The 23,272-nt window shown below is 55.7% G+C and carries 22 protein-coding genes; 16 read left to right on the top strand and 6 right to left on the bottom strand.

The window, feature by feature from the left end; genetic code table 11:
* The 10 genes from LT85_RS06270 to LT85_RS06225 all read left to right on the top strand — a co-directional run bounded on the left by LT85_RS06270 (nt 1) and on the right by LT85_RS06225 (nt 10,861).
* Nucleotides 1–1,146, top strand: a complete 1,146-nt coding sequence (locus LT85_RS06270; RefSeq protein ID WP_038486617.1) for a glutathionylspermidine synthase family protein — start codon at nt 1–3, stop codon at nt 1,144–1,146.
* Between the two features lie 49 nt (nt 1,147–1,195).
* Nucleotides 1,196–1,603 (top strand): DUF350 domain-containing protein, encoded by a 408-nt coding sequence (locus LT85_RS06265; RefSeq protein WP_038486614.1) that lies wholly within the window; start codon nt 1,196–1,198, stop codon nt 1,601–1,603.
* A gap of 31 nt (nt 1,604–1,634) precedes the next feature.
* Nucleotides 1,635–2,360: a 16S rRNA (uracil(1498)-N(3))-methyltransferase gene (locus tag LT85_RS06260; protein WP_038486611.1), complete on the top strand. Its 726-nt coding sequence runs from the start codon at nt 1,635–1,637 to the stop codon at nt 2,358–2,360.
* A gap of 233 nt (nt 2,361–2,593) precedes the next feature.
* The gene (locus LT85_RS06255) at nt 2,594–3,049 is read left to right on the top strand and encodes a YidB family protein (protein WP_038486607.1); all 456 of its coding nucleotides are present in this window, start codon (nt 2,594–2,596) and stop codon (nt 3,047–3,049) included.
* Nucleotides 3,050–3,235: 186 nt separating this feature from the next.
* Nucleotides 3,236–4,225 carry a bifunctional riboflavin kinase/FAD synthetase gene (locus tag LT85_RS06250; RefSeq protein WP_038486604.1) on the top strand — a complete coding sequence of 330 codons (990 nt, stop codon included), beginning with the start codon at nt 3,236–3,238 and terminating at the stop codon, nt 4,223–4,225.
* Between the two features lie 67 nt (nt 4,226–4,292).
* On the top strand, nt 4,293–7,187 hold the full coding sequence (gene ileS, locus LT85_RS06245) for an isoleucine--tRNA ligase (protein ID WP_038486601.1): 2,895 nt from the start codon (nt 4,293–4,295) through the stop codon (nt 7,185–7,187).
* A gap of 128 nt (nt 7,188–7,315) precedes the next feature.
* Entirely contained in the window at nt 7,316–7,825 is a 510-nt protein-coding gene (lspA, locus tag LT85_RS06240; protein ID WP_038486598.1) for a signal peptidase II, read from the top strand.
* Between the two features lie 62 nt (nt 7,826–7,887).
* Nucleotides 7,888–9,114 (top strand): bifunctional phosphopantothenoylcysteine decarboxylase/phosphopantothenate--cysteine ligase CoaBC, encoded by a 1,227-nt coding sequence (gene coaBC / locus LT85_RS06235; protein WP_038486595.1) that lies wholly within the window; start codon nt 7,888–7,890, stop codon nt 9,112–9,114.
* Between the two features lie 197 nt (nt 9,115–9,311).
* Nucleotides 9,312–9,761, top strand: a complete 450-nt coding sequence (gene dut, locus LT85_RS06230) for a dUTP diphosphatase (protein ID WP_038486591.1) — start codon at nt 9,312–9,314, stop codon at nt 9,759–9,761.
* Nucleotides 9,762–9,772: 11 nt separating this feature from the next.
* A complete protein-coding gene (locus LT85_RS06225; protein ID WP_253273679.1) occupies nt 9,773–10,861 on the top strand; it encodes a M48 family metallopeptidase in 1,089 nt (362 codons plus the stop codon).
* 160 nt (nt 10,862–11,021) lie between these two features.
* On the opposite strand, the gene clpA is transcribed toward LT85_RS06225, so the two are convergent.
* Both clpA and clpS read right to left on the bottom strand, forming a co-directional pair.
* Nucleotides 11,022–13,322 (bottom strand): ATP-dependent Clp protease ATP-binding subunit ClpA, encoded by a 2,301-nt coding sequence (gene clpA, locus LT85_RS06220; protein WP_038486588.1) that lies wholly within the window; start codon nt 13,320–13,322, stop codon nt 11,022–11,024.
* Nucleotides 13,319–13,627 carry an ATP-dependent Clp protease adapter ClpS gene (gene clpS, locus LT85_RS06215; RefSeq protein ID WP_038486586.1) on the bottom strand — a complete coding sequence of 103 codons (309 nt, stop codon included), beginning with the start codon at nt 13,625–13,627 and terminating at the stop codon, nt 13,319–13,321. The genes clpA and clpS overlap by 4 nt, the downstream gene beginning before the upstream one ends.
* A 336-nt stretch (nt 13,628–13,963) precedes the next feature.
* Between clpS and cspE the strand changes: the two genes are divergently transcribed.
* Nucleotides 13,964–14,167, top strand: coding sequence for a transcription antiterminator/RNA stability regulator CspE (gene cspE / locus LT85_RS06210; RefSeq protein WP_009665919.1), 204 nt, complete (start codon nt 13,964–13,966; stop codon nt 14,165–14,167).
* Between the two features lie 141 nt (nt 14,168–14,308).
* On the opposite strand, the gene icd is transcribed toward cspE, so the two are convergent.
* Nucleotides 14,309–15,562 (bottom strand): NADP-dependent isocitrate dehydrogenase, encoded by a 1,254-nt coding sequence (icd, locus tag LT85_RS06205; protein WP_038486581.1) that lies wholly within the window; start codon nt 15,560–15,562, stop codon nt 14,309–14,311.
* A 318-nt stretch (nt 15,563–15,880) separates the two neighbouring features.
* On the opposite strand from icd, the gene LT85_RS06200 reads away from it, so the two are divergent.
* The 3 genes from LT85_RS06200 to LT85_RS06190 all read left to right on the top strand — a co-directional run bounded on the left by LT85_RS06200 (nt 15,881) and on the right by LT85_RS06190 (nt 17,416).
* Entirely contained in the window at nt 15,881–16,456 is a 576-nt protein-coding gene (locus LT85_RS06200) for a pseudouridine synthase (protein WP_038486578.1), read from the top strand.
* A 126-nt stretch (nt 16,457–16,582) separates the two neighbouring features.
* A complete protein-coding gene (locus tag LT85_RS06195; protein ID WP_038495228.1) occupies nt 16,583–16,813 on the top strand; it encodes a hypothetical protein in 231 nt (76 codons plus the stop codon).
* A gap of 147 nt (nt 16,814–16,960) precedes the next feature.
* Nucleotides 16,961–17,416 carry a DUF192 domain-containing protein gene (locus LT85_RS06190; RefSeq protein ID WP_038486576.1) on the top strand — a complete coding sequence of 152 codons (456 nt, stop codon included), beginning with the start codon at nt 16,961–16,963 and terminating at the stop codon, nt 17,414–17,416.
* 180 nt (nt 17,417–17,596) lie between these two features.
* On the opposite strand, the gene rpsT is transcribed toward LT85_RS06190, so the two are convergent.
* The gene (rpsT, locus tag LT85_RS06185) at nt 17,597–17,866 is read right to left on the bottom strand and encodes a 30S ribosomal protein S20 (RefSeq protein ID WP_038486574.1); all 270 of its coding nucleotides are present in this window, start codon (nt 17,864–17,866) and stop codon (nt 17,597–17,599) included.
* 349 nt (nt 17,867–18,215) lie between these two features.
* On the opposite strand from rpsT, the gene murJ reads away from it, so the two are divergent.
* Nucleotides 18,216–19,766, top strand: a complete 1,551-nt coding sequence (murJ, locus tag LT85_RS06175) for a murein biosynthesis integral membrane protein MurJ (protein ID WP_038486570.1) — start codon at nt 18,216–18,218, stop codon at nt 19,764–19,766.
* Between the two features lie 49 nt (nt 19,767–19,815).
* A complete protein-coding gene (locus LT85_RS06170) occupies nt 19,816–20,667 on the top strand; it encodes a SirB1 family protein (protein WP_038486568.1) in 852 nt (283 codons plus the stop codon).
* Between the two features lie 20 nt (nt 20,668–20,687).
* Here LT85_RS06170 and LT85_RS06165 read toward each other — a convergent pair whose 3' ends face one another.
* Together LT85_RS06165 and LT85_RS06160 are read right to left on the bottom strand one after the other, a co-directional pair.
* The gene (locus LT85_RS06165; protein WP_038486565.1) at nt 20,688–21,257 is read right to left on the bottom strand and encodes a GNAT family N-acetyltransferase; all 570 of its coding nucleotides are present in this window, start codon (nt 21,255–21,257) and stop codon (nt 20,688–20,690) included.
* Nucleotides 21,258–21,282: 25 nt separating this feature from the next.
* Nucleotides 21,283–23,190: an ATP-binding cassette domain-containing protein gene (locus tag LT85_RS06160; RefSeq protein ID WP_038486563.1), complete on the bottom strand. Its 1,908-nt coding sequence runs from the start codon at nt 23,188–23,190 to the stop codon at nt 21,283–21,285.
* Nucleotides 23,191–23,272 lie beyond the last annotated feature (82 nt).

The following is a 23,272-nucleotide window of genomic DNA, read 5'->3' as shown; positions in this document are numbered from 1 at the left end:
ATGATTCGTGAGAGCTTGACGCCGCGCGCCAACTGGCAAGAACAATTCGAATCGCTCGGCTTTACCTATCACTCGATTGACGATCTGTACTGGGATGAACGCTATGCCTATCGTTTCACGGCGGCGCAGATCGATGCAGTAGAAGACGCCACCAGCGAATTGCACCAGATGGCGTTGCAGGCGGTCGAGCACGTGATCGCCAAGGAACGCCTGGGACAATTTGCCATTCCGGAGCCGTTCTGGGCGCTGGTGGAAGAAAGCTGGCGCGAAAAAGAATTTTCGCTGTATGGCCGCTTCGACCTGTCCTGGAACGGCCAAGGCGCGCCGAAAATGCTCGAATATAACGCCGATACGCCGACTGGCCTGGTGGAATCCAGCGTCGCGCAATGGTATTGGCTGCAAGATGTATTTCCGCAGGCCGACCAGTTCAACTCGCTGCATGAAAAACTGATCGCCCAATGGCAAACCCTGGCCAGCCGCCATCAATGCAAAGGTTTGCTGCACTTCGCCTGCATCGGCGGCCACGAGGAGGACGAAGGCAACCTGGCCTATCTGCGCGACACCGCGATCCAGGCTGGCTTCGCCACCAAACAGCTGGCGATAGAAAACATCGGCTGGGATGACAAACATGCCGAATTCGTCGACGATTTCGATTCCAGGATCGACAACCTGTTCAAGCTGTATCCCTGGGAGTGGCTATGCCGTGAAGCGTTTGCCGAACATCTGTTGGCGCGGCCGCTGCGGCTAATCGAACCGGCGTGGAAAATGGTGCTGTCCAACAAGGCCATCCTGCCAGTGCTGTGGGAGCTATTCCCCGGCCATCCGAATCTGCTGCCGGCGTTTTTCGACGCCTGGCGCATCAGCGGCGATTTCGTCAAGAAGCCGCTGTATTCGCGCGAGGGCGAAAACATCACGATCTACGCCGGCGGAGAAGTCCACCATCAGCCCGGACAATATGGCGCCGAAGGCTATATCTACCAAGCGTTTGCAGCGCAGCCGAAGTTCGACGACGGCATTACGCCGGCCTACACCTCGATTGGTTCCTGGATAGTGGGCGACGCCCCGGCGGGTATCGGCATTCGGGAAGATGTTTCGCTGATTACCAAAGATACAAGCCGTTTTGTGCCGCATTATTTTGTTGATTAATCTTTTGTTGATTAACCGTTAGCCGCCGCCCTGTCAGGAGCACAACCCAATGAACCTTGCCTTTCTCCCCGTCGGCTTGCCGGCCTTCTTGTCCCACTTCGGCCTGGCGCTTATACTGGTCGCAGTGTTTTTTGTCGTGTATATATTTATCACGCCCTATCACGAACTGGCGTTGATCCGCGCCGGCAATCATTCCGCCGCGGCCAGCTTGGCGGGTGCTTTGCTCGGCTATATCGTGGCGCTATCCTCCGCCATTTCGAATAGCGTCAACCTGTTGGACATGCTGGTATGGGGCGTGGTGGCGCTGGTGGTGCAACTGCTGGCGTTCCTGATTGTCAGGCTGCTATTGCCGACCCTGATTGCGGATATCCCCGAAAACAAGATTGCATCCGGCATCTTTCTTGGTACAGTCAGCCTTGGGCTAGGCCTGTTGAATGCTGCCTGCATGACTTATTGACAACAAATCAACAATTTAAGAATTCCTCGACATGCCCCGCTTCTACGTCTCAACTCCACTCGAAATCGGCCAGGTACTGGCGCTGCCGGATGCGGTCGCGCATCACTTGCTGGTATTGCGACTGGGGCTGGCTGCGCCCATCACCCTTTTTAATGGCGAAGGCGGCGAATACACTGCGACCATCAGCAGCATCGAAAAAAAACGCGTCAGCGCAGAGATCAAGACTTTCTCTCCGCGCGAAGTCGAACTGCCCTACGCGATTACCCTGGCGCAAGCATTACCGGAATCGTCGAAACTGGACTGGATTATCGAAAAGGCTGTCGAGCTCGGCGTCGCAGCGATCCAGCCGCTGGCGGCGCAACGCTGCGTGGTGCGCCTCAACAGCGAACGTGCCGAGAAAAAACAAAGCCATTGGCAGGGCGTGATCGTCTCCGCAGCAGAGCAAAGCGGGCGCAACCGCATGCCGACCCTGTCTACCCTCACTCCGTTCAACGACTGGGTCCAGCAGCAGGATCTGCACAAGCGGATCTTGTTGTCGCCGCGTGGCGAGCAATCGCTGTCAGACTGGGCCCGCCATCAACCGCCACAAGCGCTGGCGCTGTTGATTGGACCGGAAGGCGGCTTCACCGATGCGGAAGAAAACCTGGCCTGCAGCCAAGGCGCTTTGATGTTATCGATGGGACCACGGATTTTGCGTACCGAAACCGCCGGCCTGGCAGCGCTGGCGGCCATCAATGCGATCTGGGGCGAAATGTAGGGTCACCGTCGCGGCTTTTCTATGCTTGCTATAAATTGATCTAAGCAAAGATCAAAACTCTGGCTAGAATGGAAAAGGATGCCAAGACACAATCGTTTTCTTTGTCCAGCTACTCAAATTTCTTGCCGCGTTGTAGTATCACTCTGCTTATTTGCTTTGTAGCTAACTTGTGTTTCCCACAAGTTAGAAAATAGCCTTGACGGCTTATCGCATTATTTACTCTGGAGAATATTATGGGACTACTGGATTCGGTACTTGGAGCAATTGGCGGCGGCGGCCAGCAGCAATCGAATGATCCGAAAGCCCTGTTGATCGCGGCTGCAGTGCCAATGCTGCTAAAGGCGCTGCAAAGCGGCGGTGCGGGCGCAGGCCAGGCTGCAGGCGCTGGCGGCCTCCTCAGCGCATTCGAAGGTGCAGGCCTGGGCTCGGTTGTGCAGTCTTGGATCGGCAACGGCCAGAACCAGGCGATTTCGCCGGATCAGGTGCAACAAGCGCTGGGCGGAGGTCATTTGCAAGAACTGGCGACGGCGGCCGGGATTTCGCCGAATGAAGCTGCTGGCCATCTGTCGGAAATCCTGCCGGAACTGGTCAACAAGCTGACGCCAAACGGCCAGGCAACGGCACCTGCCGGCGGCCTGGATTTGGGCGGCTTGCTGGGTGGACTGCTGGGCGGCAACAAGCAAGCCTGAAGCAGCTAGCCAGTTTGACAAGAAATCGCCCTGCGGGGCGATTTTTTTATGGGCGGACCGAGTGTAAAATGGTTGATTTACTAACCTCAACGCATTCAATCCGCCACTGATCGACTTCTTGGCAAGGGTAAAGTCCCGAATGCATTTATAATCCAAGGTTTTGCAATAAACACTCCAGTCACTTCAATGAAGGTATTTCGCGGACTTCCCAACGCCGAATCGCGCGCCCCTTGTGCGCTTACAATCGGCAACTTCGATGGCGTTCATCGCGGCCATCAGGTATTGCTCGCGCACGTCCGCAAGGCGGCTACCGAACTAGGGCTGGATGCTGCGGTGATGACGTTCGAACCACATCCGCGTGAATTCTTTGCACAACGCGCTGGCCAGCCCGGCAACATGCCGACCCGCGTCGCCAATTTGCGCGACAAACTGCAATCGCTGTCGCAGGCCGGCATCGACCGTGTGATCGTCGAGCACTTCAACGCCAGCTTTGCAGCGATGTCGCCGCAAGACTTCATCGAAAAAGTGCTAGTAGAGGGCTTGCATGTGAAATGGCTGATGGTGGGCGAGGATTTCTGCTTCGGTTCACGCCGCGCCGGCAATATCGCCACCCTGATCGAAGCCGGCAAGAAATACGGCTTCCATGTCGAAACCTTGCCAACCGTAATGAATGAAGGCACGCGCGTGTCCTCGTCAGCGGTCAGGGCCGCGCTGGCCGCGGGCGATTTCAGCCATGCCCGGGCGCTGCTGGGTCATCCCTATGCGATCTCAGGCCACGTGGTGCACGGCAAGAAACTCGGCCGCACCATCGGCTTCCCTACCCTCAATCTGCGCGTCAGCCACAAACTGCCGGCGCTGTCCGGCATTTTCGTGGTGAAAGTGCATGGCCTGGCGGAACAGCCGTTGCCTGGAGTTGCCAGTATCGGCGTGCGTCCCACCGTAGACGACAGCGGCCGGATACTCCTGGAAACCTACCTGCTCGACTATAGCGGCGATTGCTACGGCAAGGTAATCCAGGTTGAATTCTTGCAAAAACTGCGCGATGAAGAGAAGTATGTCGACCTGCCGACGCTGACCACTGCGATTGAACGCGACGTCGCCAATGCACGGGCTTATTTTCACCAGCATGACAGCATAACCACGCGTGCGCCCACTGCGGCCACGGATCGAATTTGACGCTGCTTGTCGTTGCCGCTTGTTGCCTCGCTTATGCAGGCCCTACTGAATTCCATTGAAGAAAATTATGTCCGATCAGACCAGCAAACCAGAAAACACCAAGGCGGCGAAGCAAGCCAAGCCGCAAAGCAAATACCCGGTCAATATGACCGAGACGCCGTTCCCGATGCGCGGCGATCTCGCCAAGCGTGAGCCGCAATGGGTCAAGCAGTGGCAGGAAAAGAAGGTCTACGAGCGGATCCGCAAAGCCTCCAAAGGCCGGCCGAAATTCATCTTGCATGACGGTCCGCCATACGCCAACGGCGAAATCCATCTGGGACACGCCGTCAACAAGATCCTCAAGGACATGATCGTCAAGGCCCGCAACATGGCCGGTTTCGATGCGCCTTACGTGCCGGGCTGGGATTGCCACGGTATGCCGATCGAAATCCAGATCGAAAAGAAGTACGGCAAGAACCTGCCTGTGGCCGAAGTACAGTCCAAGGCACGTGCTTACGCCAACGAACAGATCGACCTGCAACGCAAAGACTTCATCCGTCTCGGCGTCTTGGGTGAATGGGACAATCCGTATTTGACCATGGCCTTCGGCAATGAAGCCGATGAGTTGCGCGCACTCGGCACCATCCTGGAAAAGGGATATGTGTACCGTGGCCTGAAACCGGTCAACTGGTGCTTCGATTGCGGATCCGCGCTGGCGGAAGCGGAAGTCGAGTATCAAGACAAGCGTGATCCGTCGATTGATGTCGGTTTCCCGTTTGCCGAGTCGGAAAAACTGGCCGCCGCGTTTGGTTTGCCTTCGTTGCCGACAGATAAAGGTTATGTCGTCATCTGGACCACTACGCCATGGACCATCCCGTCCAACCAGGCGCTCAATGTGCATCCTGAAATCGACTACGCGCTGGTGCAGACTACCCGCAACGGCGAGCCATTGCTGCTGATCCTTGCGCAAGACCTGGTGGAAGATTCACTGCAACGCTTTGGCCTCGAAGGCAAAGTGATCGCCAGCTGCAAAGGCGAAGCGCTGTCGCTGATCAATTTCAAACATCCACTGGCCGACATGGATCCGGGCTATAACCGCCTTTCGCCGGTCTATCTGGGCGACTACGTCACTACCGAGAGCGGCACCGGTATCGTCCACTCGGCGCCAGCCTACGGTATCGAAGACTTTATCTCCTGCAAAGCGCATGGAATGAAGGATGACGACATCCTCAGCCCGGTAATGGGCGACGGCAAGTTTGCCTCATGGCTGCCGTTCTTTGCCGGCATGACCATCTGGGAAGCCTCCAAACCGATCTGCAGCAAGCTGGAAGAAGCAGGCGCGCTGTTCAAAGTGGTCATGTTCGATCACAGTTACATGCATTGCTGGCGTCATAAAACGCCGATCATTTATCGCGCCACGTCGCAGTGGTTCGCCAGCATGGACAAAGCGCCGAACGACGGCCACGCCAACCTGCGCACCACCGCACTGCAAGCGATTGAAGAAACCGCATTTTTCCCGAGCTGGGGCAAGGCGCGCCTGCATGGCATGATCGCCAACCGTCCTGACTGGACTCTGTCGCGCCAACGCCAATGGGGCGTGCCGATGGCGTTCTTCGTCCATAAGGAAAGCGGCCAGCTGCATCCACGCACACCGGAACTGCTAGAGCAAATCGCCCAGCGTATCGAACAGCACGGCATCGAAGCCTGGCAGGCGCTGGATCCGAGAGAGTTACTGGGCGATGACGCCGACAACTATCTCAAGAACAAAGACACGCTGGATGTGTGGTTCGACTCCGGTTCGACGCATCAGACCGTATTGCGCGGCTCCCATGCGCAACAATTGCAATTCCCGGCAGACCTTTACCTGGAAGGCTCGGACCAGCATCGCGGCTGGTTCCACTCTTCCCTGCTGACCTCGGCCATGCTGAACGGCCGCGCGCCTTACAACGCCTTGCTGACGCATGGCTTCGTGGTGGATGGCGAAGGCCGCAAGATGTCGAAGTCGCTGAAGAACGGCGTAGAGCCGCAAAAAGTGGCGGACTCGCTGGGCGCGGAAATCCTGCGCTTGTGGGTGGCGTCCAGCGATTACTCGGGCGAAATCACGATCTCCGAAGAGATCCTGAAACGCGTCACGGAATCGTATCGCCGCATCCGCAACACCTTGCGCTTCCTGCTGGCGAACACCTCGGACTTCGATCCTGCCAAAGACGCAGTGGCGATCGGCGACCTGCTGGAAATCGACCGCTATGCCATCGCCAGCATGGCGCAGCTGCAAGCCGATATCCTGTCGCATTACGAAACGTATGAGTTCCATCCGGTGATTTCGAAATTGCAGATGTACTGCTCGGAAGACCTGGGCGGCTTCTATCTGGATATCCTGAAAGACCGCCTGTACACCAGCGGCGTCACCTCGCAGGCCCGGCGTTCGGCGCAAACCGCAATCTGGCATATCACCCAGGCGCTGTTGCGGGTGATGGCGCCGACGCTGTCGTTCACAGCGGAAGAGGCCTGGTCGTTCTTTGCCAGCCCGGAGGCATTTGCGGCCAGCGATGAGACCATTTTCACCCAGACCTACTACGCGCTGCCGGAAATCAACGACGCTGCGGCATTGATCGAGAAATTCAATGCAGTGCGTGCAGTGCGCGCCGACGTCACCAAGCAATTGGAAGAAGTTCGCGTCGCCGGTGGCATCGGCTCGTCGTTGCAAGCGGAAGTCGAGATCAAGGCCAGCGCCGGAAAATATGCGTTGCTGACCAGCCTCGGCGACGACCTCAAGTTTGTGCTGATCACCTCTAGCGCCAGCGTGTCGGAAGTTGCCACGGAAGCGGAAGAAACGATCCTGGTAACGCCGTCGACCCAGCAGAAATGTGAGCGTTGCTGGCACTATCGCGCCGATGTCGGCAGCCATCCGGAACATTCGGGGCTGTGCGGACGTTGCGTGGCCAATTTGTTTGGCGGCGGCGAACAACGGCGTGTTGCCTGAGCCACAGTTGCATTGATACCTTGATAGATAGCTAGTTGAATTAATCCTGCGCGGTTCGCACCGATCTGCTTTCGTTCCTGTGAACTGCGCACTTTACCGCCACACTGCTGAGAACCGACAAATCACCTATGGCCACCAAAAAGCGCTCCTCTATTTCGACTTCTTCCTCCAAATACGGCCTGGCGCCATGGCTGGCGATTGCCGCCCTGATCCTGGTGATCGACCAGCTCACCAAAATCACCATCGTGCGCCTGTTCAGCTACGGCGAATCGCTGGCCGTCACGCCCTTCTTCAACCTGGTGCTGGTATATAACAAGGGCGCGGCATTCAGCTTCCTGTCATCCGAATCCGGCTGGCAGCGCTACCTGTTCACCGCGCTTGGGATTGCTGCAGCCTTGTTCATTACTTTCTTGCTGAAACGGCATGCTGGCCAGCGCATGTTCTGCACCGCGCTGGCGCTGATCCTGGGCGGCGCCATCGGCAATGTCGTCGACCGCATCGCCTATGGCCACGTAATCGATTTTCTCGATTTCTATATGCGTAACTGGCATTGGCCGGCTTTCAACATCGCCGATAGCGCGATCTGCGTCGGTGCGGTATTGTTCGTTATTGATGAGTTGCGTCGCGTAAATAAGTAAATAAGTTAGTAAGCAAGAAAATAATAAGCAAAGAATGTTGACGCATTACTCCAGGAGCTGACATGGATCTCGCTGGTAAAAAAATTGTGCTGGGACTGACCGGCGGTATCGCCTGCTACAAGGCGGCCGAATTTGCGCGGGCGCTGATCAAGGCCGGCGCTTCAGTGCAAGTCGTGATGACCGCGGCAGCGACGCACTTCATTACTGCCGTCACCATGCAGGGCTTGACCGGTAAAACCGTATTTACCGATCAGTGGGACGCCCGCATCGGCAACAACATGCCGCATATCGATCTCACCCGCGATGCTGATGCGATTGTCATCGTGCCCTGCTCCGCCGATTTCATTTTCAAGCTGGCGCATGGTGCCTGCGATGACTTGCTATCGACCTTGTGTGTGGCGCGCCCCGCCACTTTGCCCTTGCTGGTGGCGCCGGCGATGAACGTCGAAATGTGGCAAAACCCGGCGACCCAACGCAACCTGGCGCAATTGCTGGCCGACGGCATCCAATTGCTTGGTCCTGATGCCGGCGAACAGGCTTGCGGCGAAGTCGGCATGGGTCGCATGCTGGAAGCCGATCAATTACTGGAAGAAGTGATCGCCTCGTTCCAGCCCAAACTGCTCAAGGGCAAGCGCGTACTGATTACTGCCGGCCCGACCTTCGAGCCGATTGATCCAGTGCGCGGCATCACTAACCTGTCGTCCGGAAAAATGGGTTATGCAGTGGCCCGCGCGGCTTATGAAGCCGGCGCCGAAGTCACCCTGGTATCCGGTCCTACCGCCCTCACCACGCCGTATGGCGTGCGGCGCATCGGCATCCAGACCGCGCAGCAGATGCACGATATTGTGATGGCACAGCTGACCGCCAACAGCGCCGCCAATGCAACCGATATCTTCGTCGCCGTGGCGGCGGTGGCCGACTGGCGCGTAGCCAATGCCAGCAGCCAGAAATTGAAAAAAAATGCCGACGGCAGCGCGCCGGAATTAATCTTCGAACAGAATCCCGACATTTTGGCAACAGTTGCGGCGTTGCCAAAACCGCCGTATTGTGTCGGCTTTGCCGCCGAATCGGAGAACTTGCTGCAGTATGGCGAAGCCAAGCGCATCCGGAAAAATGTACCGCTGCTGGTTGGGAATATCGGCCATGACACATTCGGCAAGGACGATAATCAATTGGTATTGTTTGACGCCAACGGCCACACCGATTTGGCGCGCGCCAGCAAGCAGGAACTGGCGCGCCAGCTAATCGCCGCCATTGCTGCCCGCCTTGGCAACGGACCCCGGGTTTAGGTCTTACCTGCATCTTTTAGCATCAGCCCGTCGTCGCCCGCTTGATAGCCGATGACGGGCGCCGAAAACCAGAATCACCTGTGCTTTTGAATACCGGACGGGATTGCTCCCGTCATTTTTTTTCATTTGTTACGCTTGTTTTGTTAAGTTCATCCGCACAATTTTCATTCTTCACTTAATAGATTGTTACAACCTCAATGAACATCATCGACGTCAAAATTCTCGACCCACGCATGCAAGATCAACTGCCGGCCTACGCCACCGAAGGCAGTGCGGGCCTGGACCTGCGCGCCTGCCTGGACGTTCCGCTGACGATCAAACCTGGTGAAACCCATCTGATTCCTACCGGCCTGGCAATTCATATCGGCGACCCGGCTTATGCAGCCATGATCCTGCCACGCAGCGGCCTCGGCCATAAACATGGCATCGTTCTGGGGAACCTGGTGGGCTTGATCGACTCTGATTACCAGGGTCAGTTAATGGTTTCCACATGGAACCGCGGCACGACCGAATTTACCCTCAACCCGATGGAACGGCTGGCGCAATTGATTATTGTGCCGGTAGCCCGTGTCCGTTTTAATGTCGTAGCAGATTTCGAGAGCAGCGAACGCGGTGCAGGCGGCTTCGGCAGCACCGGAAAACATTGATGGAGAAAATAATGAGATTGACGAGCGGCCTCAGATGGCAGGGACTCAAACGCTATACTGCGATAACCTTGCCCATATTATTACTGGCAGCTTGCGCCAACACAGAAACGGCATCACCCGAGGCAGCAAAACCCACCGCGACGGTTTCCCCCAAGCCGGCGGCAGTCGTCGTGCCGCCGCAGCAGGCAGAATTGAAAACCCTGATCGGCTTGCAGGACCGCCTGTATGACGTGGCTGCCCCATTGCTGGTGAATAACGCGTTGCTATGCCGTAACAATGCCCGCAACCTGCTCGGCTTCACAGCAAAAACCAAATACTCCTTTACGGCGGAATTCCTCGCTGCAGCAAGCTCCCTCGGCTTTACCGATCAGTTGCAAATCACAGGCGTGCTGGCAGGCAGCGGCGCTGCCAAGTCCGGCCTGCAGCGTGGCGACCTGCTGGTCGCCATTCAGGACAAACCGGCGCCGGTCGGCGCCGATGCGGAACGTCAAACCGCAATGATGCTGGGTCCTCTGGTCAACGGCCGCAACAACATCAAGGTCACCGTTGCCCGCAGTGGCAGCAACCTGACCATGAACGTGCCGCTAACGCGCGCCTGCGCCTTCGGCATCGAACTCGGCAACACTGACAATGTAATCAGCTATGCCGACGGCCGCCGCGTACTGGTCAGCGCCGGCATGATGAAGTTCACCCAAAACGACGATGAACTGGCGCTGGTGATCGCCAAGGAAATGGCGCATAACTCGCTGACCCATGCTTCGCGTCAGCGCAATACTGCGACCATGACCGGCGTTATCGACAATCTGATCCGCCTGCGGCCGGATGCCACCCCACTCAGCGGCGCTGCCGGCGTCAAGCCATTCCCGCAGCAGTTGGATGCCTCCGCCGACCGTCTGGCGCTCTATATGGTTGCTCGCGCCGGCTACAAGGTCGACGACGCAGGCGCATTCTGGCAACGGCTGGCGACGCAGTATCCTGCAACTGTCCTGAACGGCTATACGGCGATCCACCCCGCCACCGACTATCGCATGAAAGCGATCGATCAAACCGTCTCGGATATCCAGGCAAAACAAGCCACCGGAACCACCATCCAGCCATAGGCAGCATGAACCATCGTCGTAAGACAATGGTTCTGCTATCAAACACTGTTCCACGGCCATTTACGGCTAAATGCAAAAAAGCCTGAATCACTTACATGATTCAGGCTTTTCGCTTTTGCGAAGCCGGCAGCTTTTACATCAGCGACCGCTTGTTCCCCTCTTATTCCACTTCAACCGTTTCCTCAGGGGCAGGCGGCGTCGACGCATCTTTTTCGGCAAAATCCAGGCTAATCTGGTCCTTGTCGTCAAGATCGACAGTCACGCGACCACCGGTCACCAGCTTGCCGAACAACAGCTCGTCGGCCAGCGCCTTGCGGATCATGTCCTGGATCAAACGAGACATCGGACGCGCGCCCATCAACGGATCGAAGCCCTTCTTGGCCAGGAATTTCCGCAAATTCTCGGTAAAGATTGCTTCCACTTTTTTCTCGTGCAACTGCTCTTCCAGCTGCATCAGGAACTTGTCGACCACGCGCAAGATGACTTCTTCGTCCAGTGCATGGAAGCTGATGATGGAATCGATACGATTGCGGAATTCAGGCGTAAACATGCGCTTGATATCCGCCATCTCGTCACCGGCTTCCTTCTTGTCGGTGAAACCAATCGAACGTTTTTGCAGGCTTTCCGCACCGGCATTGGTAGTCATGATAATGATCACATTGCGGAAATCCGCCTTGCGTCCATTATTGTCGGTCAATGCGCCGTGATCCATCACTTGCAGCAGGATGTTGAAAATATCCGGATGGGCTTTTTCAATTTCATCCAGCAGCAACACCGCATGCGGCTTCTTGGTCACTGCTTCAGTCAGCAAGCCGCCTTGGTCGAAACCAACATAGCCCGGTGGCGCGCCAATCAGGCGGCTGACCGCATGACGCTCCATGTATTCCGACATGTCAAAACGGATCAGGTCGATGCCGAGGATGAACGCCAGCTGTTTCGCCACTTCAGTCTTGCCGACTCCGGTAGGGCCTGAGAACAGGAAGGAGCCGATCGGGCGGTCGGTCTTGCCCAGACCTGCACGCGCCATCTTGATCGCCGATGCCAAAGCATCGATTGCAGGATCCTGGCCGAACACCACGTTACGCAGATCGCGATCGATGGTTTGCAGCTTGCTGCGGTCGTCCTGATTGACCGACTGCGGCGGAATCCGCGCAATCTTGGCGATGATGTCTTCGATCTCGCCCTTGCCAATGGTCTTTTTCTGCTTCGACTTCGGCAGGATGCGTTGCGCTGCCCCCGCTTCGTCGATAACGTCGATCGCCTTGTCCGGCAGATGGCGGTCATTGATGAAACGCGCCGCCAGTTCAGCTGCACTGGTCAGTGCGGAAGCCGAATATTTGACGCCGTGATGTTCCTCAAAACGCGACTTCAAGCCGCGCAGGATCTGCACGGTTTGCTCGACTGTCGGTTCGTTGACGTCGATCTTCTGGAAGCGCCGCGACAAAGCATGGTCTTTCTCGAATACGCCACGGAACTCGGTGTAGGTAGTTGCGCCGATGCACTTCAGCTGACCGCTCGATAAAGCCGGTTTTAGCAGATTGGATGCATCCAGCGTGCCGCCCGAAGCCGAGCCGGCGCCGATAATCGTATGGATTTCATCGATGAACAAGATGCCGTGCGGGCTGTCTTTCAATTGCTTGAGCACGGCCTTGAGACGTTGCTCAAAGTCGCCGCGGTACTTGGTGCCAGCCAGCAGCGAACCCATATCCAGCGAGTAGACAATCGCGTTTTGCAGGATTTCGGGGACTTCACCCTGCGTGATACGCCATGCCAAACCTTCGGCAATCGCGGTCTTGCCAACGCCAGCTTCGCCGACCAGCAAGGGATTGTTTTTACGGCGGCGGCACAAGGTCTGGATCACGCGCTCGACTTCATACTCGCGTCCGATCAGCGGATCGATTTTTCCTTCAGTCGCCAGCTTGTTCAGGTTTTGCGTGAACTGGTCGAGCGGACTTTCCTTGGCTTGGCCTTCGGCTTGCACTTCTTCAGCGCCTTCCGAGGATTTCTGCGCATCGGTTTGCTGATCCTTGCGTACGCCATGCGAAATGAAATTGACCACGTCGAGACGCGTTACGCCCTGCTGGTGCAGGTAGTACACCGCATGCGAATCTTTCTCGCCGAAGATCGCCACCAGCACGTTGGCGCCAGTGACTTCCTTCTTGCCGTTGGAAGCCGATTGCACATGCATGATGGCGCGTTGGATGACGCGCTGGAAACCAAGGGTTGGCTGGGTATCCACCTCATTTGAACCCGGCACCGTCGGTGTGTTGTCGCCAATAAAGATGGTCAGCGTTTTGCGCATATCATCGATGTTGACCGCACACGCACGCAGCACCTCTGCTGCGGACGGGTTGTCGAGCAAGGCCAGCAGCAAATGTTCCACGGTGATGAACTCGTGTCTTGCTTGCCTTGCTTCGACAAACGCCATGTGCAAACTTACTTCCAGTTCCTGCGCAATCATGCTTCCTCCATCATGCATTGCAGGGGATGCCCTGCTTTGCGTGCGTGCGTTAATACCAGTTCAACTTTTGTGGATGCAATATCTTTAGGATACACACCACACATGCCTTTGCCATCGCGATGCACCTTCAACATAATCTGGGTTGCGGCTTCACGATCCTTGTTGAAGTACTCTTGCAGTATAGCCACCACGAACTCCATTGGAGTGTAGTCGTCATTGAGCAAAAATACCTGGAACATGGAAGGCGGCTTGAGCTTTTGCTCTTGCCGCGTCGCTACTGTGCCGTCTTCGTGCTTGGTTACCATGCGCTTATTCTAAAACCTTCCGACAATTGCAGTAACATCATTAGCGCCACACTGAATTAAATAACGTTTATATCGATATTACGCGTTTTCCGATTGCTATGCAGATGACGTTGGATGAGATTAAATCAAGAGCAAAAAATAGAGGAAAACCTGAAATTTAATTGCTTTTTGGAAATTACTTGACTTTTTTATTTTTTGCGCAAAGAATGACATTCATTGGTGAGCATGTTTCCGCTTATTAATAGAAGTGAGCAAGTTCTAGAAGGGGCAGCGTTACGCGAGGCTTCTTGCTTTTACGGCTCGTGTGATTGGTCATTATTTGAAAGACGCTATTTTATGGCAACAGGTACAGTCAAGTGGTTCAACGATTCTAAGGGCTTCGGCTTTATCACTCCGGATGACGGCGGTGAGGATTTGTTTGCTCACTTTTCGGCAATCCAGATGAACGGCTTCAAGACCCTCAAAGAAGGTCAAAAAGTCCAGTTCGAAGTCACGCAAGGCCCTAAAGGCAAGCAAGCTTCTAACATCCAGGCTCCTTAATTTCGCTCCGGCGTCATTAAGCGGTTTTTGTGAAAAACCTCACTGCGGTGAGGTTTTTTTATAGCCTGTTGTTAGCGCTAACCGAGACGCCGGCGTAAAAAAGCCAGAACAAGTTCTGGCTTTTTTATTTTGCTCGCAGATTTACATGTTTTCGATCAGAACGCCGCCGAAACCCGAGCAGGAAACCTGGGTTGCGCCTTCCATCAGGCGGGCGAAGTCGTAAGTAACCCGTTTCGAGGTGATCGATTTCTGCATCGCGTCGATGATCAGGTCAGCCGCCTCCACCCAGCCCATGTGGCGCAGCATCATTTCCGCCGACAGGATCAGCGAACCTGGGTTCACATAGTCCTTGCCTGCATATTTCGGCGCTGTGCCGTGGGTCGCTTCAAACATGGCCACCGAATCCGACAGGTTGGCGCCAGGTGCGATGCCGATGCCGCCGACTTGTGCTGCCAGCGCATCGGAGATGTAGTCGCCATTCAGATTCAAGGTGGCGATGACGCTATATTCATTCGGACGCAACAAAATTTGTTGCAAAAATGCATCAGCGATCGAGTCCTTGACGATAATTTCGCGACCCGTTTTCGGGTTTTTGAATTTCGCCCATGGGCCGCCATCGATCAGCTCTGCGCCAAATTCCTTTTGCGCCAGGGCATATGCCCAGTCACGGAAACCACCTTCGGTGAACTTCATGATATTGCCCTTGTGGACAATCGTCACGGATGGCTTGTCGTTGTCGATGGCGTACTGGATCGCCTTACGCACAAGACGTTCGGTACCTTCCCGCGACACCGGCTTGATGCCGATACCGGACGTGTTCGGGAAACGGATCTTCTTGACGCCCATTTCCTTGACCAGGAACTCGATCAGCTTCTTGGCGCCTTCGCTGCCTTCTTGCCATTCGATACCGGCATAGATATCTTCCGAATTTTCGCGGAAGATCACCATGTCGGTCTTTTCCGGCTCACGCACTGGCGAAGGCACGCCCTTGAAATAACGTACGGGGCGCAGGCAGACATACAAGTCCAGCTCCTGGCGCAGGGCGACGTTCAGCGAACGGATGCCACCGCCGACCGGCGTCGTCAACGGACCTTTGATCGACACCACATAATCCTTGATTGCGGCCAGCGTTTCTTCCGGCAGCCAGACGTCAGGACCATATACTTTGGTCGACTTTTCGCCGGCAAACACTTCCATCCAGCTGATCTTGCGCTTACCACCGTACGCCTTGGCCACAGCCGCATCCACCACCTTGATCATGACCGGGCTGATATCCACGCCGGTGCCGTCGCCTTCGATGTATGGAATGATTGGATTATCTGGGACGTTGATAGAAAAATCAGCGTTGACGGTGATTTTCTTGCCTTCAGCAGGCACTTTGATATGTTGGGACATCTTTATCTCCGGAGTTGGGAGGTGAAAAGCAACGAGATGGGGATATAAAACACCTTTTAGTCTTATATAAGACATAAGACAAGCGTTTTGTATTATGCACTAGTATTTTACTAGCCGCTATGTTTTTGCGACACCTGGAGGCTGGCGGACTTAGGCTGATCGGCTGCACAAATAACTGAACTGTCTCTCTGGACCGGGCCATATTTCACCAGCGTCTTGGTCAATAGCTCGCTATTGACACTGCGAATCTGGCAAAATCTGTTCTCGCTCAATTATTTTATCGCTTCGATCCCCTAAGTCCGCCAGCCTCCTAGCGACATGCCTCTGATCCTATTCAATAAACCCTTCCAAGTCATGTGCCAGTTCTCTGCACATCCCAGCCGCCCCACCCTCGCCGACTATATCAAAATCCCCAACATTTATCCGGCGGGACGTCTTGATGCAGACAGTGAAGGCCTGCTGCTGCTCACCGACGACGGCAAGCTGCAACATAATATTAGCCATCCTGCGTTGAAACAGCCGAAGACTTACCTGGCCCAGGTTGAAGGAATTCCAGACGAAGCGACACTGGCACGGTTGCGCAACGGCGTGAACCTTGGCGATTTTGTCACCCAGCCTTGCCAGGCACGCCTGGTACAGGCGCCGGACTGGCTGTGGCCGCGCAATCCGCCGATTCGCGAACGGCTCGACAAATCCACCAGTTGGCTGGCACTGACCCTGACCGAAGGAAAAAATCGCCAGGTGCGGCGCATGACGGCGGCGGTCGGTCTACCGACCTTGCGCCTGGTCAGAATAGCCATTGGTCAGGTATCGCTGCAAAGCCATCCTTTGTGGCCGGGCGACATGCAGGAAATCGATCCGTCCGATTTAAGCACATTGATGACATTGCGCTGATACAAATCGATACATATTTACGCGTTTTTTAAAAAAAACTGTCAACCATCCGTTTACCGGCGTCGTTAATTGCAGTGATTCAAGTGAATCATCAACTGATTAACTCGCTAAAGAATGGATTTTAAAATGAACAAACTGATCGCTGCTCTGGTTGCTGGCCTGTTCGCTACTTCTGTTTTCGCTGCTGACGCAGCTCCAGCTGCACCTGCAGCTCCTGCTGCTGCCGCTGCTGAAGCATCGGCTCCTGTTGCCAAGAAGACGACACACAAAGTCAAGAAAGCTAAGAAAGCAACTAAAGCTAAAGCTGAAAAAGCTGAAGCCCCAGCTGCTGATGCTCCTGCAGCACCAGCTAAGTAATTCAAGCATCAGCTTCAAGACATAGGCAGGCTAGTCCTGCCTTTTTTACGTCCTGAAACAATTAATATCCAGCCGCAACGCCGCCAACGCCCCTCTGCCGATTTAGCTCTCTGTATAATCCTCCTACCCTACAGGAGCTTTAATCACATGAGAAAAATCCGCGCCATTTCCCTCGCAACAATCGCTGCAAGCATCGCCGCCTTCGCCGCCCTGCCAGCAAGCGCGCAGGAAAGCCAGCAACTCCCGACTACTTCCCTGAACATCGGCATCCACGTCATCAAGGCGGAAGTCGCGCACAGCGAAGACCAGCGCGAACAAGGTCTCATGTTCCGCAAAAGAATGGGCGCCAACGAAGGCATGGTATTTGTGTTCGATACGCCTGCAGGGATCTGCATGTGGATGAAGAACACATTGATCCCGCTGTCAGTTGCCTTTATCGATAAAAAAGGCGCGATCCTGAATGTCGAAGAAATGAAAGCGCAAACGCTGGATTCGCATTGCGCACAGGGCGCCGCATCTTATGCGCTGGAGATGAACAAGAACTGGTTCAAGGACAAGAATATCAAACCAGGCTCTGTGATTGAAGGCTTGCCCCAGTTATAAGCTAAGGTCTTGAAAACGGCGCGGCGGCGCAGTTGCCGCGCTGATAAGCATAATAATTAAATAATTAAAAATAAAACAGAAAAACCCTGCATAAGCGATCTTATGCAGGGTTTTTCTTAATCCAACAACAAGCTAGTAAATAGTAAAATCACCGCCGGCAAGCCGACGGATAAATACTAATTAAGCAGCCAGCGCTTTCAGAGCAGCGTTCAAACGGCTCTTGTGGCGTGCAGCCTTGTTCTTGTGGATGATCTTTTTGTCCGCGATACGGTCAATAACCGAAACGGATTTTTGCAGTACCAGCGCTGCTGCAGCTTTGTCGCCACCAGCATCGATTGCCTTGCGAGCAGCTTTGATCGCTGTGCGCAGGGTCGAACGCTGACTGGAGTTGTGCAGGTTTTGCTGAACTGCTTGACGAGCACGCTTACGTGCTTGTGCGGTATTTGCCATTTATATTTCCTAAAACGAGGTCGGGAATGCTTACGCGGCAAACCTGACCGCGGCGCAGAATTCTGTAAAGCCACGGATTATAACCAGTTTTTAAGAAACAGGCAAATATCTCTTGCTTCCGAGGCAATTCTGTCGCAAGAAAACAAACATACCAGAATGGCAAGCCAATATTGCGCCTGACTGAGGAACGTTCCGGCGGCGACTGCATCACACATGGCTTTTATCGGCAGCAGCTCATATATAAACGCATGGAGAATAGCACTACGGCAAATATGACAAAAAATCCTGACCTGTTCTACATCCCCAGAAAGCTGCGGCAGTCGGTCCGCCCCAGCTATAATGCCGCTCCATGAACTTGCATAAAACGCTTGCCACCGTCTCTGGCATGACCATGGTGTCGCGTGTGACGGGGCTGATTCGCGAAATTTTGTACGCACGCGCTTTCGGCGCTGACGGTTATACCGATGCCTTCGCCATCGCCTTCCGCATTCCCAACCTGCTGCGCCGGCTATTTGCCGAAGGTGCGTTTTCGCAAGCCTTCGTACCGATTCTGGGCGAATACAAGAACCAAAAGGGCGAAGCTGCGACCAAGGAACTGGTCGACCATGTGGCAACTGTACTGACGTGGGCCATGCTGCTTACCTGCATCATTGGCATTCTCGCCACGCCGGCGCTGGTCTATTTCATTGCCCCAGGCCTTGGCGACAATAAAGATGTGCTCGGCGCGTCGATCTTCATGACGCGGGTCATGTTTCCCTATATCGGTTTCATGTCGTTCGTGGCCTTGGCCGGCGGCGTGCTGAATACCTGGCATGAATTCAAGATCCCTGCCTTCACCTCTGTCTTGCTGAACCTGGCTTTCATCGTCGCCTCGCTGTTCGTTGCGCCCTATATGCAACATCCGATCTATGCCATGGCATTTGCAGTGCTGGTCGGGGGCATATTGCAGGTAGCGATCCAGATACCTGCGCTGATCAAGGTCGGCATGCTGCCGCGGATTGCTCTGAACCCGGCGGTCGGCTTGCGCGATCTCGGTGTGCAGCGGGTGCTCAAGAAAATGGGACCAGCCGTATTTGCCGTATCAGCGGCGCAAATCAGCCTGTTGATCAATACCAATATCGCCTCGCGCCTGGGCCATGGCAGCGTGTCCCTGCTGACCTACGGTGACCGCCTGATGGAATTTCCCACGGCCTTGCTCGGCGTAGCGTTGGGCACTATTTTGCTGCCGAGCCTATCGAAAGCCAACGCCGACAAAGACCTGCACGAGTACTCATCGTTGCTGGACTGGGGCTTGCGCCTGACCTTTCTGCTGGCGCTACCGTCCGCAGTCGGACTGGCGACCTTGTCGGTGCCACTGACCTCGACCCTGTTCCAGCACGGAAAATTCGACGCTGCCTCGGTAGCCGTCACCAGCCAGGTCCTGATCGCCTATGGCGTCGGCCTGATCGGCTTGATCGTGGTGAAGATCCTGGCGCCGGGGTTTTACGCAAAACAAGACATCCGCACGCCGGTCAAGATCGCCGTCGGCGTCCTGATCGCCACCCAGTTGATGAACTATGTATTCGTACCGATCTTTGCTGTGGCCGGGCTGGCGCTTTCGATCAGTATCGGCGCCTGCCTCAACGCTGGCTTCCTGCTGTGGAGCCTGATGCGGCGCGGCATCTACAAACCCGAAAAGGGCTGGGTCCGCTATTTCCTGCGCCTGCTTGGCGCCCTGTTCCTGATGGCTGGCGTGGCCCTCTGGGGTTCCCAGCAATTCGACTGGACCGGCGCGCATACCAGCTCGCTGATGCGGATCGGCGCCCTGTTCGCCGTGATGGCGGCTTGCGGTACGACTTACTTTGGAGCATTACTTGCCATGGGATTCCGCTTCCAGGATTTCAAACGGATTGCGCGTTAACTCACCGAGATAATCGCATCTGCGAAAATAGTTTGCTAGGATAGAGACTATGACGATCACATCTCTGGAATATTTTAGCGCGCTGGTGCAGCAAGCCAGCGACGTTCTCTTGTTCGAGGCGGCGCTGGCGATAGCGCAGGATGTCTATCCCAAGCTGGATTTCGACGCCCCGCAGAACGAACTCGACCGGATGGCCAACACCTTGCGCCAGCGCCTGGCGACGGACGCCACCGCAATTCAGAAATTGCGTTCGCTGAATCATTTCTTCTATGAAGAGCTGGGATTCGCGATCAACGTCAATCATTATTACGATACCGACAACAGCTATCTTCACCGCGTCATCGCCAAGCGCCGCGGGATTCCCATCTCGCTGGCGCTGGTCTATATGGAGCTGGCGCAGCAAGTCGGCTTGCCAGTACAAGGCGTTTCATTCCCTGGCCATTTCCTGATGAAACTCACCGTGCCATCCGGCGACATCATGATCGATCCCGCCAACGGCACCAGCCTGTCGCGCGAAGAGCTGGAAGAGCGGCTGGAGCCTTACCTGCCGACTGCCACCAATGAAGAGCGCGCCGCCAGCCGGCTATCGCTGATCAACTATCTGCAGGTAGCCCATCCGCACGACATCCTGGTGCGCGTGCTACGCAATCTGAAAGCGATCTACCAGCAAGGAAATCATTGGCAACGGCTACTGGAAGTGCAACAAAGGATTTTGATTTTACTGCCGAGCGATGCTGTCGAAAGGCGCGACCGCGGATTGGCGTTTGCACAACTGGATTGTCCGCAAGCGGCTCTGGAAGACCTGGAATATTATCTGGCGCAACGGCCACATGCAGCAGATGCGCCAGCCTTGCAGCAGCAAGTCATCGAATTGCGTGAGGCGAGCCGGCGCTTGAATTAAAAAATGCGTTACATCTCGCATTACTTGAGATCGTTGGCCGGCCACTCGCTGCGTAATAGCGACAGTTGCAGCATGTCGTGATACTGGCCCTGCCAGTATCCGGCCTGACGTGAACGTCCTTCGTCGACAAACCCGAGTTCGCGTAACAACTTCAAAGATGCAAGATTATCGGGATGGACCATCGCCTCGATGCGGTTGAGTTCCATATGCTTAAAACCCCAGCTCATGACAGCAGACAGGGTTTCTCGCATGAAGCCCTGCTTCTGCGCATGCACTGCCAGCTCATAGCCGATCATGCATTTGCGCCAGGCAGGATTCCACCGGAACAAGCCGCAGGTGCCAAGCAGCCGGGCATGTTGCCGGGTCTGAATGCCCCAGCGCGTACCGGGGTTTTCGTCCAGGCGCCAACTGGCGAATTTCCTGATCAGGCCGCGCGCGGCATCGAGGTCCGGCAGCGGATCGGTGCCGAACCAGCGCATCAACTCAGGATCGCCGTGCATGGCAAAAATATCGTCAGCGTCTTGCTCAACCGTCTCGCGCAGCAACAGGCGCTCGGTTTGAATCACTGGAAACGTATATTCTTCGCTCATTGCCTGATCATCCCGTGTTGGTGTGTTAGCCCTTGCTACGCGCCTCGATCACTTCCCACTTTTCCAGGCTCTCCAGCAGCAAGCCGTCGATTTCCGCGAACCGCTCATTCAACCGTTTCACTTCATCCGGCTTTTGCTTGTACAGATCCGGATCTTCCAGCTGGCTGGTAATGGTCTTCTGCTCCGCTTCCAACTTGGCGATCAGGGCTGGCAACTCTTCCAGCTCGCGCTGCTCCTTGTAGCTGAGTTTTTTCTGCTTGGCCACGACAAGCGCCGGCTCCGCTGCCTTCACTTCCACTTTGGCGTCACTCTTGGCCTTGGCGATCACAGCCGACTGGCTAGGACGAACGCGCTCCCAATCGGTGTAGCCGCCGACGTATTCACGCCACATGCCATCGCCTTCAGCGGCAATCACCTGGGTGACGACATTATCAAGGAAGGTGCGGTCATGGCTGACCAGGAACACGGTGCCGTTGTAATCTTCCAGCAGTTCTTCCAGCAATTCCAGAGTGTCGATGTCCAGATCGTTGGTCGGTTCATCCAGCACCAGCACGTTGGCCGGCTTGGCGAACAAGCGCGCCAGCAGCAGGCGGTTACGTTCGCCGCCTGACAGTGACTTGACTGGCGAGCGGGCGCGTTCCGGCGCAAACAGGAAGTCGTTCAGATACGTCATCACATGCTTGCGCTGGCCGTTGATCTCGACCCAGTCGCTACCCGGCGCGATGGTGTCGGCCAAGCTGGCGTCTTCGTTCAACTGCGCGCGCATCTGGTCGAAGTATGCAATCTGCAGTTTGGTACCCTGTTTGACTGTGCCGCTGTCCGGCTGGTCGACGCCGAGAATCAGCTTGAGCAAGGTGGTCTTGCCGGCGCCGTTCTGGCCGATCAGGCCAACCTTGTCGCCGCGCAGGATGGTAGCGGTGAAATTGTTGACGATCACCTTGTCGCCGTAAGCCTTGTTGACATCCGTCAGCTCGGCGACGATCTTGCCGGAACGTTCACCGGACGAGACGTCCAGCTTGACCTGGCCTTGTTGTTCACGGCGCGCACTGCGCGCCAGGCGTAAAGCTTCGAGACGCCGGACACGGCCTTCGTCGCGGGTACGGCGCGCTTGCACGCCTTTGCGAATCCAGATTTCTTCCTGCGCCAGGAATTTGTCGAACTTGGCGTTCTCGACTTCTTCGTTTTCCAGCTGCTCGGCCTTGCGTACCTGGTAAGCCGTGAAATTACCCGGGAACGACAGGATGCGACCGCGGTCCAGTTCGATGATGCGCGTGGCGACGTTATCCAGGAAGCTGCGGTCATGGGTAATGAACAGCACGCTGCCCTTGTAGTCGCGCAGCAAACCTTCGAGCCACATGATCGAACTGAAATCCAGATGGTTGGTCGGCTCATCGAGCAGCAAGACATCGGGCGTGCTGACCAGCGCGCAAGCCAGCGCCACACGCTTTTGCATACCGCCGGAGAGCTGCCCCATCAGCAAATCTTTATCCAGGTTCAAGCGGTCCAAGGTCGTCTCGACCTTGTTGGTCAGGCTCCAGGCATCGGCTGCATCGAGCTTGCTTTGAATCTCGTGCATGCGCTCCATGATGGCGTCGTCGTTGTCGCCACCGAACTGGCCGGTCAGCGCATCGTATTCGTTGAGCAAGGCTTGCATTTCGCCCATGCCGGCGGCGACAGCGTCGAATACCGACATATCGGATTCAAAATGCGGCTCCTGGTCGACATAGGCGATCTTGATCCCCTGCTGCATCACCATCAGGCCATCGTCCAGTTTGGAGACGCCGGCAATGGTTTTCAGCAGAGACGACTTACCGGTGCCGTTGCGGCCGATCAGGCCGACGCGCTCCCCGGATTCGATGGAAAACTCCGCGTGGTCCAGCAACGCGACGTGACCAAATGCGAGTTGCGCATTGGAGATAGAAATGACAGCCATAATTTGGATGAGACCAGAAAAAGAAAGACCTGCGGCAGAGTCGACACGCAGGCAATTGGATGAATGAACCGCACATTGTACC

It is taken from the genome of Collimonas arenae, assembly GCF_000786695.1.
GTDB lineage: Bacteria > Pseudomonadota > Gammaproteobacteria > Burkholderiales > Burkholderiaceae_D > Collimonas > Collimonas arenae_A.
Note: the sequence above shows the minus strand (reverse complement) of the source record. Positions and strands in the feature narration are given on the sequence as shown.

Coding starts and splice junctions, on each gene's coding strand:
- coaBC (WP_038486595.1), top strand. CDS start 7,888: ATGGATCTCGCTGGTAAAAAAATTGTGCTGGGACTGACCGGCGGTATC.
- dut (WP_038486591.1), top strand. CDS start 9,312: ATGAACATCATCGACGTCAAAATTCTCGACCCACGCATGCAAGATCAA.
- LT85_RS06160 (WP_038486563.1), bottom strand. CDS start 23,190: ATGGCTGTCATTTCTATCTCCAATGCGCAACTCGCATTTGGTCACGTC.
- LT85_RS06270 (WP_038486617.1), top strand. CDS start 1: ATGATTCGTGAGAGCTTGACGCCGCGCGCCAACTGGCAAGAACAATTC.
- murJ (WP_038486570.1), top strand. CDS start 18,216: ATGAACTTGCATAAAACGCTTGCCACCGTCTCTGGCATGACCATGGTG.
- cspE (WP_009665919.1), top strand. CDS start 13,964: ATGGCAACAGGTACAGTCAAGTGGTTCAACGATTCTAAGGGCTTCGGC.
- ileS (WP_038486601.1), top strand. CDS start 4,293: ATGTCCGATCAGACCAGCAAACCAGAAAACACCAAGGCGGCGAAGCAA.
- LT85_RS06190 (WP_038486576.1), top strand. CDS start 16,961: ATGAGAAAAATCCGCGCCATTTCCCTCGCAACAATCGCTGCAAGCATC.
- clpS (WP_038486586.1), bottom strand. CDS start 13,627: ATGGTAACCAAGCACGAAGACGGCACAGTAGCGACGCGGCAAGAGCAA.
- LT85_RS06225 (WP_253273679.1), top strand. CDS start 9,773: ATGAGATTGACGAGCGGCCTCAGATGGCAGGGACTCAAACGCTATACT.
- LT85_RS06255 (WP_038486607.1), top strand. CDS start 2,594: ATGGGACTACTGGATTCGGTACTTGGAGCAATTGGCGGCGGCGGCCAG.
- icd (WP_038486581.1), bottom strand. CDS start 15,562: ATGTCCCAACATATCAAAGTGCCTGCTGAAGGCAAGAAAATCACCGTC.
- LT85_RS06170 (WP_038486568.1), top strand. CDS start 19,816: ATGACGATCACATCTCTGGAATATTTTAGCGCGCTGGTGCAGCAAGCC.
- rpsT (WP_038486574.1), bottom strand. CDS start 17,866: ATGGCAAATACCGCACAAGCACGTAAGCGTGCTCGTCAAGCAGTTCAG.
- LT85_RS06265 (WP_038486614.1), top strand. CDS start 1,196: ATGAACCTTGCCTTTCTCCCCGTCGGCTTGCCGGCCTTCTTGTCCCAC.
- LT85_RS06200 (WP_038486578.1), top strand. CDS start 15,881: ATGCCTCTGATCCTATTCAATAAACCCTTCCAAGTCATGTGCCAGTTC.
- clpA (WP_038486588.1), bottom strand. CDS start 13,322: ATGATTGCGCAGGAACTGGAAGTAAGTTTGCACATGGCGTTTGTCGAA.
- LT85_RS06250 (WP_038486604.1), top strand. CDS start 3,236: ATGAAGGTATTTCGCGGACTTCCCAACGCCGAATCGCGCGCCCCTTGT.
- lspA (WP_038486598.1), top strand. CDS start 7,316: ATGGCCACCAAAAAGCGCTCCTCTATTTCGACTTCTTCCTCCAAATAC.
- LT85_RS06195 (WP_038495228.1), top strand. CDS start 16,583: ATGAACAAACTGATCGCTGCTCTGGTTGCTGGCCTGTTCGCTACTTCT.
- LT85_RS06165 (WP_038486565.1), bottom strand. CDS start 21,257: ATGAGCGAAGAATATACGTTTCCAGTGATTCAAACCGAGCGCCTGTTG.
- LT85_RS06260 (WP_038486611.1), top strand. CDS start 1,635: ATGCCCCGCTTCTACGTCTCAACTCCACTCGAAATCGGCCAGGTACTG.